Annotated in this window: 8 protein-coding genes and 1 tRNA gene; 5 read left to right on the forward strand and 4 right to left on the reverse strand. The window is 49.0% G+C overall.

Features of this window, described 5'->3' with window-relative positions; translation table 11 throughout:
- Positions 1 to 158: 158 nt before the first annotated feature.
- The gene (locus Q0R57_RS01945) at positions 159 to 3,146 is read left to right on the forward strand and encodes a hypothetical protein (RefSeq protein WP_294743403.1); all 2,988 of its coding nucleotides are present in this window, start codon (positions 159 to 161) and stop codon (positions 3,144 to 3,146) included.
- 120 nt (positions 3,147 to 3,266) lie between these two features.
- Positions 3,267 to 3,339, forward strand: a tRNA-Phe gene (locus Q0R57_RS01950).
- 137 nt (positions 3,340 to 3,476) lie between these two features.
- On the opposite strand, the gene alaS is transcribed toward Q0R57_RS01950, so the two are convergent.
- Positions 3,477 to 6,140 (reverse strand): alanine--tRNA ligase, encoded by a 2,664-nt coding sequence (alaS, locus tag Q0R57_RS01955; RefSeq protein ID WP_294743404.1) that lies wholly within the window; start codon positions 6,138 to 6,140, stop codon positions 3,477 to 3,479.
- 155 nt (positions 6,141 to 6,295) lie between these two features.
- Between alaS and Q0R57_RS01960 the strand changes: the two genes are divergently transcribed.
- Complete coding sequence (locus Q0R57_RS01960; RefSeq protein ID WP_294743405.1) at positions 6,296 to 8,005, forward strand: helix-turn-helix domain-containing protein; 1,710 nt, start codon at positions 6,296 to 6,298, stop codon at positions 8,003 to 8,005.
- Here the strand turns inward: Q0R57_RS01960 and Q0R57_RS01965 are convergent.
- Positions 7,914 to 8,609, reverse strand: a complete 696-nt coding sequence (locus Q0R57_RS01965; RefSeq protein ID WP_294743406.1) for a hypothetical protein — start codon at positions 8,607 to 8,609, stop codon at positions 7,914 to 7,916. The genes Q0R57_RS01960 and Q0R57_RS01965 overlap by 92 nt on opposite strands.
- Positions 8,610 to 8,939: 330 nt before the next feature.
- On the opposite strand from Q0R57_RS01965, the gene Q0R57_RS01970 reads away from it, so the two are divergent.
- Both Q0R57_RS01970 and Q0R57_RS01975 read left to right on the forward strand, forming a co-directional pair.
- Positions 8,940 to 11,858, forward strand: a complete 2,919-nt coding sequence (locus Q0R57_RS01970; protein ID WP_294743407.1) for a leucine-rich repeat protein — start codon at positions 8,940 to 8,942, stop codon at positions 11,856 to 11,858.
- 20 nt (positions 11,859 to 11,878) lie between these two features.
- On the forward strand, positions 11,879 to 12,061 hold the full coding sequence (locus tag Q0R57_RS01975) for a hypothetical protein (protein WP_294743408.1): 183 nt from the start codon (positions 11,879 to 11,881) through the stop codon (positions 12,059 to 12,061).
- Between the two features lie 40 nt (positions 12,062 to 12,101).
- On the opposite strand, the gene Q0R57_RS01980 is transcribed toward Q0R57_RS01975, so the two are convergent.
- A complete protein-coding gene (locus Q0R57_RS01980; protein ID WP_294743409.1) occupies positions 12,102 to 13,238 on the reverse strand; it encodes a hypothetical protein in 1,137 nt (378 codons plus the stop codon).
- 320 nt (positions 13,239 to 13,558) lie between these two features.
- Positions 13,559 to 13,909 (reverse strand): MerR family transcriptional regulator, encoded by a 351-nt coding sequence (locus Q0R57_RS01985; RefSeq protein ID WP_294743410.1) that lies wholly within the window; start codon positions 13,907 to 13,909, stop codon positions 13,559 to 13,561.
- Positions 13,910 to 13,919 lie beyond the last annotated feature (10 nt).

A 13,919-nucleotide genomic window follows, 5' to 3' on the forward strand; every position in this document is an offset into this window, starting at 1 on the left:
AAGAATTGCCGAGTCGCGATTCGGTTAGACACGAAGTGTCAATCCGCTGAGCAGTGAGAGCAATGCTAAATAAAAATTTAAGAATTGCCGAGTCGCGATTCGGTTAGACACGAAGTGTCAATCCGCTGAGCAGTTTGAAATAACAAATACTACAACCTATGAAAAGAATACTAACCCTAACACTATGCCTGCTGACAGTAAGTATTGCCATGCTGGCACAAAAGCCCCACAAAGAGGTGGGTTACGACAAGTCAACGAACATGCTGACCACTGTAGCCTATGGCTATGGCAACTCGGTGGACCAGATTATCTTTAAAGGTAAGGACCAGACCTCTATCAAGGTGAATAACTATGGTTTCCCGACAGAGATCGTCAATAGCCTGACCACTATGGAATTCCAATATGCAGGCACGAGTGCGGTAACCGTGACACAGACAGTCAATGGAGAGAAGAAGACAGAGAAAATACCTCTTGACAGCAAGAAGGTGCTCAGTTTTCGCGAGGAATACAACAAATTCAAACAGGATCCTTCGTTGTTTGACAGGGTTGACAACTTTCTGGCCAATGGTGGAGCAAAGAAGATTGGCAATGCACTCAACTTACTTGATTTAGGGAAACAATTCTCCATCGGTATTTGTTTCGACGAAGCCATAAGAGCTGCCCAGCAGACCGACAACCCTATCATCTCCGTTGACAACATTCAGAAGTTAAAGGAATTGAGCAAATGGATCACAGATTGGGGTGGTCAGGTCTTAGACAACTACAACAATATTACAGAGGGCGTGGCTGATTTTGTCTATCGTAGAGAAATGGAGATATACAAAGAGCAGAAGGAAGCCAACCGCACAAAGGTGGAGGCACGCCTCGAACTGGGCAGAAAGCTGCTGGAAGAAGGTCATAGCCCCGAAGAACTCTCAAAACTGATTGACCAGGCGCTGCATCCTCAACCAAGCACCAAGCCGTCACAGCCTTCTAATGCAGGTCAAGATAATAAAGGCAACGGACAAAAGGGCCAAGGTACAGCACAGAATGGTGGTCAAAGCACTGGTGAAAACACACGAGGAACAAAGGCGATGCTCGAAACAGACTATTTCTATTTCGACAACCCCGACGGCACCATTGAGTCCTTCCCCGAATACTGCTATCCGGACCTGAAATCACGCATGATGAGCATCTCTTCGACGAAGTATGCCACACCACTGAAGAATGAAAAACTCGAAGGCACACTGAAGCAGTATGAGAGCATACTCAACCTTTTCTTTGGACGTCAGACACGCACCGCCGTGTTTGTCTTCGACGGTCAGGAGTCGGCCAAAGCTGCCATGATGACCACCATGACTTATTCGATGTCCATCCTCGGCCTATGGGCAGCACTGGAAGACGGCATGCGCGAGAAGTTCAGCCAAGAACTCACCAAGGCCAACATAGCCCATACCACCAGTAAGACGTGGAAAGACGCAATCAAGCAGGGCAAGCCCGAAGAACTGATGTTCAACGGTCACGAAGGCGGCCGCATCGTGAACAAGATAGACTTGAGCAACTCGTGGCTCTCACTCCTTGCAGGTGCCAACATTGAGATGGTGTTTGACAACTACTTCTATTATGACAAGGACTATGACAAATTAGTGGGTGTGGTATTCGTATATTCAGAGGTTAGCAATCCCAAAGATAAATACACGGCAGCTGCCTATACGGCCATCAAAGCCCTCAGCGGTACCTTGGGCTACTCTGATCCCACGACGAGCAACACCACGCTGGCCTCGATGTTCGAGCATCGTGACATGATAGACTTCTTCAAGAAGCACTTTCATCTGAAGAAACAGACTAAGATTCTCGAGAATAATCCGCCAAAGTGTGTGGCCACCTATGTGGGAACACCGGAGCGTCCGGCCATCGACCTTTGTGGCGACACAGTCTGCATCAGTATTGAGTGCCTCATTGAAGAGGGGGGGGGCGGAAGGAAACCTAAAGAGAAGGAGCAGGAAGACGGGGGTAAAGATAATACCATCATTGTTCCTATTATAGATCCCATCGATCCCCTGACACCAGATCCCCCGAAACCAGGTCCCCCGATAGATGACCCTCAACCCCCTGTAAACGAGCCACAGGGTAATGACAAGGAGCAGATTTACTATTCCCAAAGTAAATATGCCGTCATCGGACAACTGAATCAGGCCAGTGTTGAAAAGCCCTTCGCCGAAAACGATGACTACGTCTATTTCATGCAGTCGACCTATGGCGACAATGCCGTATTGGCCGTAAACAAGATTACTGGCAACCTGACAGAGGTCGTGCCGGGCAAGCGCAAGGGCAGTCGTCCGGGCATCATCAGCATCGGTGCCTATGGTAAAGACCTCTACCTGGACGTGGAAGGACTTGGCATTGTGCGCTACAACGGCAAGGATGTCAGCACGTCAGAACTGATTAGCAAGATAGACCGTGGCTTCATGGATAACTTCAAGAAGATTGTCTTTTCGCCTAACGGACGCTATATGGCCTATGGCGGACAGAATTGCCACCAATACGTGTTCGACCTGAAAGAAGGTAACCGCATCGTGAAGAGTTTCCACGACGGTCTTGACGACTTCCTCGTCACCGACGATGGTGACTTCTTCGGCGTGAACAACTATCGCGCCCTGGTCTATCGCAACGATGGCAACCCCGACAGCGACCCTGCCAGTGTACGTGAGATGTCAGACCTGCTCAACGACCATCCCATCACAATACGACAAATAGGCAGCGACATCTATATCGTAGGTGGCAAAAGAGTGATGAAGACCGATTCCAAGGAGTTTGTGTGGATTGAAACCTCCACCATCACATCTGAAGGTCTCAGACTGTACGACGGAACATTGGATGCCAATGGATCAGGCTTCGCCTATATGGGCGACAACGCATTGAACCGCTTTGTCATTTTCAGCACCACCAAGAAGGCTCCAACCATGAAGAAGCAACTCGTCACCAACATCAATGTTGGTCGCCGTGACCTCCTCGTTGTTCAGAATGCCAGCCAAATCTTTGCAGACAGCCTCGGCAACATCTGGATGGTAGAGCAGTCGGGTGCAGGTTTCGTGGTGGTCTATAACCCCAAAGGACTGGCTGAGATGAAGAACGCCGCAGGCAAATTCATCAAGCAGAAAGAATGAAGTGAACTGAAAATACGCATTTTTAGTTAAAAGAAGAAAAATAATCCGCCGAAAATTTGGCGGATTGTTTTTTTCTTTGTACCTTTGCACCCGCAAACGAAAGGAATGCAGTGACACAATGGTGCCTTAGCTCAGTTGGTAGAGCATCGGACTGAAAATCCGTGTGTCCCCGGTTCGATTCCTGGAGGTACCACTCCTCCTTTCATTATGAATCCCGCGAAAGTCGTGTTGACTCGTAGCGGGATTTTTTTGTTTATGCTAGCAAGCAAAAGATAAACAAAAAGGCGGACTTAATAAAGCCCGCCTTTTGTTCTTTTTAGGTATATAATCTTAGAGGTTGGCAAGAGCCACCACCTTGTCGACAGCAGTGCTGAGACCATCGGTATTCTTACCGCCAGCCTGGGCGAAGTGAGGTTGTCCGCCACCACCACCCTGAATGAGCTTGGCAGCTTCGCGCACCATCTGTCCGGCGTTCAGGCCGTGGTCGCTAACCATATCGTCGCTCATCATCACAGTAAGCATGGGCTTATCCTGGAACTTAGAGCCGATGACGCAGAGGAACGGAGCCTGAACGGCAGCACGCAACTGGAACACGAGGTCCTTCACGGAATTGGGTTGCATCTCCAATACACGGGTGATGACGTTGACACCGTTGACGGTCTGGATCTCGGTGAGCAAGTAGTTCTTGGTACGCTCCACAGCCTGTGCCTGGAACGACTCAATCTCTTTCTTCATGCTGTCGTGCTCCTCGATATACTTTTGGACAACGGCCTCCAGGTCCTTGGCATTGTTGAAGAGTGCCTTGATGGCCTTCAGGTGGTCCTCCATCACATACAGCAGGTCTTCGCACTCGCGGCCTGTCTTGGCCTCGATACGACGGATGCCGGCAGCCACGCTACTCTCAGAGAGAATCTTGAAGAAGCCGATGCGACCTGTTGAACTGGCGTGTACGCCACCACAGAACTCGCACGAGGGACCGAAACGCACCACGCGCACCTTGTCGCCATATTTCTCGCCGAAGAGAGCGATGGCTCCCAGCTGCTTAGCCTCGTCGAAAGGCATGTCGCGATGCTCGTCGATGTGGATATCCTGACGAATCATCTCATTGACCATACGCTCCACCTGACGCAGCTGCTCGTCACTCACCTTCTCGAAGTGAGAGAAGTCGAAACGCAGGGTGTCAGGGCTGACGAATGAACCCTTCTGCTCCACATGGTCGCCCAGAATCTGCTTCAGGGCATAGTCCAGCAGGTGGGTAGCAGTGTGGTTGGCTGCCGAGGCATCGCGCAGGTCGGTATCTACGCAGGCCATAAATGGTGCTGTGAGGTCTTTGGGCAGCTGCTTCACGATGTGAACGGTCTGACCGTTCTCGCGTTTCGAGTCGATAACCTCTACGGTCTCGTTCTCGCCAGCCAGCACGCCCTTGTCACCTACCTGACCACCCATCTCTCCATAGAACGGGGTGTAGTCGAGCACCAACTCGTAGAACTCGTTTTTCTTCTGTGTCACCTTGCGATAGCGGAGGATATGGCACTCGTACTCAGTATAGTCGTAGCCCACGAACTGCTGTTCGCCTGGCTGCAGCTCCACCCAGTCGCTGTTTTCAACAGCAGCGGCATTGCGGGCACGCTCTTTCTGCTTCTGCATCTCAACGTTGAACTGCTCCTCATTAACTGTGAAGCCGTTCTCACGACAAATCAACTCAGTCAGGTCGAGGGGGAAACCGTAGGTGTCGAACAGACGGAAAGCCTGAACGCCATCGAGCTCGGTCTTGCCTTCTGCCTTGTGCTGCTCCATAGCCTTGTCGAGCATTGAGATACCCTTGTCAAGGGTACGCAGGAATGCGTCTTCCTCTTCCTTCATCACCTTGGCAATGAGCTGCTGCTGAGCCTTCAGTTCGGGGAAGGCATCACCCATCTCCTCAACGAGAGTGGGGAGCAGTTTGTAGAGGAAGGCCTCTTTCTGACCCAGGAAAGTATAAGCATAGCGTACAGCACGACGCAGGATACGGCGGATCACGTAGCCTGCCTTAGCATTTGAGGGCAGCTGACCATCGGCAATAGAGAAAGCTACAGCACGCAGGTGGTCAGCGCAGACACGCATAGCCACGTTGATATTGTCCTGCTCCTTGCTAATGGGGTTCTCTGTCTCCTCCTCGAAGGTAGTATATTTCAATCCTGTAATCTGCTGTTCGGCCTTGATGATGGGCTGGAACACGTCGGTATCGTAGTTAGAGTGCTTGCCCTGCATCATGCGTACCAAACGCTCAAAGCCCATACCAGTATCGATAACGTTCATCGACAGAGGCTCGAGCGAGCCATCAGCCTTACGGTTGAACTGCATGAACACGATGTTCCAAATCTCGATGACCTGTGGGTCGTCCTGGTTCACCAGTTCACGACCAGTCTTACCGGAAGCCTTGCGCTGTTCAGGAGTACGAGAGTCTACGTGAATCTCAGAGCAGGGACCACAGGGACCTGTATCGCCCATTTCCCAGAAATTATCGTGCTTATTACCATTGATGATGTGATCGGCAGGCACGTGCTTAGCCCAGTATTTGGCAGCCTCGTCATCGCGAGGAATGTTCTCTTCGGGCGAACCCTCGAACACGGTGACATACAAATCCTCTGGGTTCAGTTTCAGCACATCAACCAGATATTCCCATGCCATATCAATGGCGCCCTCCTTGAAATAATCACCAAAGCTCCAGTTGCCCAGCATCTCGAACATCGTGTGGTGATAGGTGTCATGGCCTACCTCTTCCAAGTCGTTATGCTTGCCGCTAACGCGCAAACACTTCTGTGTATCGGCTCGGCGACGGGGTTCTGGGTCGCGTGTTCCCAGGATAATATCTTTCCACTGGTTCATGCCGGCGTTGGTAAACATCAGCGTCGGGTCGTCCTTGATAACCATCGGAGCCGAGGGCACGATGGCGTGTTGCTTTGACTCGAAGAACTTCTTAAACGAGTCGCGAATCTCTTTTGCAGTCATCATTATTTTGTCTTGTTTTGAAATTTTGCGTGCAAAATTACTCTTTTTTTCTCAAATAAGCGAAGTATTCTCAAGCATTTTTTGTAATTTTGCATCTATAAAGACTCTAACAACACAGAATCATCAATTCTACAGGTTATAAAGCTTAAAAATAAAAGATGTACGTGCGAACCTTATTAGTTATTTTGCTCCTGATTCTTACCTCTGGTGCAAAGGCACAGCAACAGGCTGTTGCCCCCCAATCCTGTACCGTAAAAAAGGTGCAGGTGGAGCGACTGCCCGACCTTAACATCCCACGTAGTGGAGGCCACATGTTGGTCATTAATGACATTCCATACGTGTTTGGTGGTCATACTTCGGGTTTCGTGCCAACACCTACCGCCGAGTATTTCGAAAATGGCGAGTGGCATGTGCTACCTATGGTCTATACCCACGACCAAGGCTTGTGCCAGCCACTCCCGTCAGGCAAAGTGCTACTGGCTGCTGGCCATGAGAAAGCGTTAGGCATAGGACAGACTTTCACCGTGGAGTTTTTTGATCCTGAGATGCGCACTTTCGAGGGCTATGGCTGCATGGAAAAGAAACGCTTCTTCCCTTCTTCGGCCTTGCTGGCAGATGGACGTGTTCTCATCAGTGGCAACTCTTACGAAGAGGACTGCATGGAGGTGTTCGATGGCTCGCGGCAGAACAAGTTCGTCAAGGCGGTATCGGCCTTCCTTGCTTCTCCTTTCATCTTCCCGATAGCTTCCGACGATGCCCTCGTCATAGGATGTATGGACGAATACATGTCTCTTCACTCCGATACGGTAGTCGTGGATCGCTTGAAAGGCGATGCGCCGCAGATGCCGTTGTTCAACGAGTGGTATCCCATATCCGTGCTGCTTCCTAAATCATCCGAAGATAGTCGTATCAGTCAAGATTCGAGCCAATACGCCTATCTGCTCTTGGTGCTTAACAAAAAGAACCAACAGGCGGCTATTGCCAAACTGGAGGGCACCGACCTTCAATTGCTGCCTACCGACTGCAGCATCCCTATGGACCTTGAGGTAGGAGGACGCTTGGAGTGGTTCACATCTGTCATTGTTGATCGCACTGCCCACCGAGGCTATGTCGTGGGACGTGACGAGAGATTCCATCTGTATATCCTCGCTGTAGAGTACGACAAACAGCCCGCCCACCTTACTTTCTATGAAACGGAACTACAGGATTCTCTGCCCTTTTCAACTCCTGTTCTCCTACCTGATGGCGACTTGCTGATGGCAGGTGGCATTACTGACAATAATTTCACTCCTTTTGCTACCGCCCTTCGCTTACATATGGGTACTGTTGAGGCCCAAGAGGCGCAGGCCGGTCATTGGTGGTTCTGGCTATTGCTGGGGACTGTCTTTGTGCTGGTCATTGGTGTTGCTGTGTGGATTTTCAAGAGCAGAAAACCGCATTCGCCTGTTGATACTAATGCTGCGGAGGATTCAACCTCAGAAACCTCAAATAAAAGTGGCGAAGAGTTGATGGCACGCATCTGTGAACAGGTGGAACAGCGGAAAATGTATTTAGACTGCTCCCTCAAAGTGGCCGATGTCGCTGCTGTGGTAGGCACCAACAGCCGTTATGTGTCTGACTGCATCAAGGCTTTACGTGGTTGTACATTCACTCAGTTTGTCAACAACTATCGCATAGAGCAAGGGAAGCGACTGCTATTGCTGCAGCCAGACGCAAAGATTACCTCTGTAGCGCTCCAGTCAGGCTTTGCCAACGAGACATCGTTCTTCCGAACCTTCAAGTCAATGACGGGGATGACTCCTCGCGAATGGGTCGCCCAACAAAACGAGATGAAATCCACACCTTATGGGAGTGACAGCCGCGAGTAGTGATGCCTGAATCAGCGTCAGCCACCATCCGCTTCAGGTCGTTTGAGGCCGATGTCCTGCATTGATCTGTGGCTATGGCATAGTCGCTGAGCGTCATATATCCTTGTTTGTCGATGATGGCTTTGGCTTTTTCCAGTCGCTCTTCACGGCTGTACTTGCTTTTCTGTGGAACTACGACGTCTGTATTGACACGATCGAAAGTGGCCTCGCGGTTCATTTCCTTCAGCAACTCAGGGTCTGGCTTGAAGTTGATGCCTTTGATGCATACGTGCCTGTATTTCGTCTTGGGCTCTTCACCTTCCTGTTTGTTCTTGGCAATTGCCTCTTCTGATGGGCTTGAGGTATCGAAACCCAAGGACAGAGAGAATACACCCAATCCGTCAATCTTGATATTGTGGCCCAAAGGCATCCAATTCTGCATCGTTGATGCGAGTGCGTCGAAGACTGCTCGGATGAGGCCTTCGCTGATGTTGCCAGCATAGGTGCGCATGTGTTTGATAACGGTCTCGTAGTCGTGCAGCGAATAGGTCTGCATCTTTGGATAGACGATTTTTTTGCCGTCTGTCATCTCATCGGGAAGTTCCTGTAAAACAAAATTTGCCATATATTCTATATTTATGCCTTGTGAACTTGTATTCGTCGTCCGCGAACGTATGTTCATGCGTTGCGTACTTATGTTCACCGTGCGAGAACAAAACTTTTCACGTTGCAAAGATACATCTTTCTGCTGAATCCACCAAATAATTCCTTTACAATTTGTACTATCAAGTCCCTATTATGATTATTCGGAGAAGATGATGAGTGGGGAAAAACATCAAATGACTGACATATTTTGCTGTTGTCAGTCGTTTTTCTATTTTTGTAAGTCCTCCTCAATGGCTTATTATGTAAATTTGCGTAAAATTGTAATAACGTAATCAAAAATGTACCAATTATGAAGAAACTTTTATCTCTATGCTTACTGCTCCTGACGGCGATAGCCGGATGGGCGCAAACAACATTTACTATTGACAACTTTACCTATACGGTGACAGACGATGTGAACCATTATGTTTCGGTGGCCCAGAATGACGGGAATAAACCTACTGGTGCTATTACCATCCCATCGAGTGTCACTTATGAGACGGTGAAATATACCGTAACCAGTATTGCTAATAGTGGATTCAGTTCGAATGAGAATATTACCGAAGTGACGATTCCGAATACGGTGACAAGCATTGGAGATTATGCTTTCTATTATTGTTCTTCATTAGCATCATTTAGTGTTCCAGCAAGCGTGACAACTATTGGCTCTACGGTGTTCGAATTTTGTTCAATACCGAATTTCACCTTTGAGGCAAGTAATACTGCAATCACTTGTAATTCTGGAATCCCTTGTACTGACCATCTTTTTCTGTATCGTGACGTCAACAGGGGAGGTTATGAATTGACAACAGGAGCCATAAAAGCACTGACCATTGGCGCTAATGTGACTACTATCTACACCAATATGTTCAATGGTTGTACTCTTTTGAGTTCTATCGATTTTAGCGAAGCCACGGGTTTGACCAGCATTGGAGATTATGCTTTTATTAACTGCGGTAATTATGTTCCTACAGAGCCAGGGGAAGCCACCGTACCTAACTTGACTACTATCGACTTGAGTAATACCAAGGTGACATCGATTGGCCAGTATGCATTTAATGCTTGCTCAAAACTGACAACCATCTCGCTTCCGAACACATTGCAGACCATTAATGATGGTGCTTTCAATGGCTGTTCTTCATTAACATCATTCAGTGTCCCGGGTAGCGTGACAACTATCGGCTCTACGGTGTTCGATTATTGTTCAATACCGACTTTCACCTTTGAGGCAAGTAATACTGCAATCACTTGTAGTGCGACAATTCCTTGTACTAACCTCTATCTGGGTCGTGATATAACTTTTACCGAAAGTGGATTCTCAGGTGTTAGTGCTCTTACTATAGGAACTAACGTCACCAGTATCGGTTCCCTGTTTTTCTATAGTAATATTACATCTGTTACCGTGCCTTGGCTGAGTTCTCCAATTGCCATTGCTGATGACGCATTCTCCGAAGAGACTTTCACAAAAGCTACTCTGTGGATTCCAGGCGGCACCAAGGCTGCCTATGAGGCTGCAGACGGATGGAAGAAATTCGCTAAAATGGATTTCTCCAGCTTCGTAGTTAGCATCACAGGTTCTGCTCATGGTACATTGGAAGTAGGCGAAATCAGCTCCACTAACAATGAAACGGCAACTACTCTCATTGACCGTGGGGAAGATGCCGTGTTCACTGTTACTCCTGCCACAGGCTATAAGTTGAATACCTTTACAGTAAATGATGTGGCTGCTACGCCTACAGAGGGTAGCTATACGGTAGAAGACTTGTCAGCAGACCAGACTGTGGTAGCTGGCTTCACTCCAATCACCTATACCCTGACTTACACGATGAATGGTGGTACTGCTACTCCTGCTAACCCCGCTACTTACACCATCGAGACTGAGACCTTCACGCTGACCAACCCAACAAGAACCGGCTACGACTTCGCAGGCTGGAAGCTGAATGGTGTGGGAGAGGCTATGATGACTGTGACTATTACCAAGGGTAGTACAGGCGATTTGAAATATACCGCCACTTGGACACCTACTGTATATAATATTGTATATACGAATGATGGAACTGCTACTCCTGCTAACCCCACGACTTATACCATCGAGACACCGACCTTCACGCTGAATAACCCCACCAAGACAGGTCACACCTTCAAGGGCTGGAAACTGAATGGCGAGGGCGATGCAATGATGACTGTCACCATCACTCAGGGCAGCACAGGTCACCTGGCCTACACCGCTACCTGGCAGGTGAACAAGTACACCATCACGTTCGAGAGCAACGGCGGTTCGGATGTTGATCCCATCACCCTGGACTATGGTAGCACAGTGACTGCTCCTGCCGCACCTACAAAGACTGGTTACGATTTCGCCGGATGGACACCCGCATTGCCCGCAACGATGCCTGCTGAAAACATGACAGTGACGGCTACATGGACGAAGAAGACCTATACCGTAAGCATCACGGGCGCTGGCGTTACTGCCGATAAGATGAATCCTGAGTATGGTGACGATGTGGTGATTACCATTGCTGCAGACGAAGATCGTACGCTGAACACGCTGACTGTTAACAATGTCGATGTGACAGCACAAGTAGTCAACAACCAGTACACCATCCACAACGTGAGCAGCAACATCACCGTGGTGGCTACGTTCAACTCCACCAAGGAGTACATTATTCTGGCTCAGGGCGTGGGAACCTTTAGCTGCTCGCAGGACCTGAACTTCACAGGCAGCGAACTCAAGGCCTATATCGCCGCTGGTTATAACAAGAGCAGCAAAGTAGTGCTTCTGGTACGTGTCTACGACATTCCTGCTGGCACAGGTATCTACCTGAAGGGAGAGGCTGGTGTCACCTATAAGATTCCTTACTCTACCTCGCAGTCCTACTATGTCAACATGCTGAAGGCTAACCTCACCGAAGGCCCGATTGCTAAGACCTCTGGCGATATGAGCAACTACCTGCTGAGCAAGGAGAATGGTGAATTCATGTTCTGTGCTCCCTCAGAGTCGGCAGTACTTGGTGCCCAGAAGGCTTATCTGCAGGTGCCTACCTCGTTCATATCTAATAATGCACGTGCCATCGGCATTGCCTTCGAGGACGACGAGACCACCAATATCCGCGATTTCGAGCTCTTTACCAACGGCAATGACCGTCTCTATAACCTGAAGGGACAGCGCATTGAGAAGGCCGGACGCGGCGTTTACATCAAGAACGGCAAGAAGGTCGTGATAAAATAACCCTTAACAACATGAAGCTTATGAAGAAAATATATCAACGACCCATCACAAGGGAACTGCTCATCAAGGCAGTTCCCCTGATGGCTGGCTCCTATTTCAGAGTGGGAGAGACAGAAAACGGTGGAGGCATAGACCCCAACACCGAAGTAAACTACGGCCTGAGTAGACGCTACAACACTTGGGACGATGAAGAAGATTATTAACTTAAAACGAACTTCTATATATGTGAGGGGGTCGGAGATATTATTCTCCGGCCCCTATGTTTTTATTTGAAGAAGAAAAATTAATGATGTCTTCTGCCATTTTGTTCAATGCCAAACACATGGATCGCGTCAGTGGAATACGTTCGTTTTGATGGGGCCAGGGGGCCAAGAGCAGCAGGCGCCCTTCTGCACATGCCTCAAAATATTGGTGACCAGGCTTTGAGAACTTATTGAAGCCCCAAGGAGTGATGAATATTTGTGGCAAATGGGCATTCATAACCGTACGCATAACTACCTGTTCACCTGTCGAGATGGCTGGCGATACCAGCACTGTACCGCTCATAGCCATTGTTAGGAACTTATCTCTCTCTTCGGCAATCTGGGCTTCTGTCAGTTTACGTGTCAGTTGCACCCGCTCCATATCAGGATGGTCCAGCAGGAAACGATTGCCTATAGCAGTATACGTCTTTCCTGCCACAGTAACTCCAAACTGGACGCGGAAAAAATCAGGATGTTCACGGCGTATGGCCAAGCGCCGTGGGTTTTCGTGGAGGTAATTGGTTAAACGTGGCAGCATGTCGTAGCTCTTTGATATCAGGTCGTTATAGCCACGCTCGAAAAGTAGCCCATGGCTTCTGTCGTCTTTCTTAAGCCGCCGCTCAGAGGGAAGCGGAAGTGGCGGTGCCACTTCATACGCAGAGGGCCTTTCATTCATCGTAAGTTGAGGCACCGCCTCAACTATCACTGGCTTTGCCTCTACACCCACGAACCTCCTATAGGCCTTGTTGCAACCAGCCTTGAAGCCACTAATCACCTGCCCAAGGTGCTCTTCCATCGCCTCCTGCACAAAAAGGATGCCATGTAGGTGGTCGGGCATCAGCTGGAAAGCCAACAGGCGCACCTCTTTATGAAACTGAGGAATCTGCTCCCAACAGAGAATCACCTCGTGTCCTAAAGGGGTTGGCACTATACAGGGAGCACCAGCCTGACCGTCAGGAACAGTTGAACTGCCTATCAACGTGCCTAATAGGGGACGACGACCCTCCACAGCCATAGTCACCATATAGATATGTCGGCCGTAGTAGTCGTTGATATTGCTGCGTCGTTTCATGGAAGGCACTTTCTCCCCTGCAAAACGCAACTTATCCTGCAACTTCTTCTCTTTCTCGTCCATCATTGCAAAGATACAAAGAAGTGGGGAAACTACAAAGAAAAAAGAAGGAAAAATAGGAATATGTACGTTCTGTGTCTGGTTACGGTTACAGCTGTAACCTTGTAACCGCTCGATGTTTTCGAAGGGATAGGGTTTTGCAGTTGTTCGGATAATCCCTTTCGGTGTTAGGGAACGGGGTTTACGTTATAAGGGATAATCCTTTAGGGGATAAAAGGATTATCCCTTACACTGTAAACTCCTATACTTTACTCTGCAAAGTGCCATGCATTACACCCTAAAGTGCCATGCATTATACCGTAAACGCCTATTGTTTAGAAGCGGTGTTACTGAAGTCCGTCGAGCTGGTGTTTCAGCGCCTGGAGGTCGTCGCGCACTCCCATCAGGCGTGTCAGCACTTCGGCACGACGGTCTGCACCATCGCGGTTGGCATTGATGATTTTCTTGGCTGCTGCCAACTTGAAGCCACGCTCCTTCACCAGGTTGTAAATCAGTCTGATTTCCTTGATGTCGTTTTCAGTATACTGACGTACTTTGTTGGGTCCGGCAGTCTTGGGCTTCAGATAGGGAAACTCTGTTTCCCAGAAACGCAACGTGCTCTCGTTGAGGCCAAACATCTCGGCCACCTCCTTGATGGAGTAGTAGAGCTTGAGGTTTTTGTTCAGATTCAGTGCCATATGAGTAAAG

The sequence above is a fragment of the uncultured Prevotella sp. genome (genome assembly GCF_946407605.1).
In the GTDB taxonomy this organism is placed as follows: Bacteria; Bacteroidota; Bacteroidia; order Bacteroidales; family Bacteroidaceae; genus Prevotella.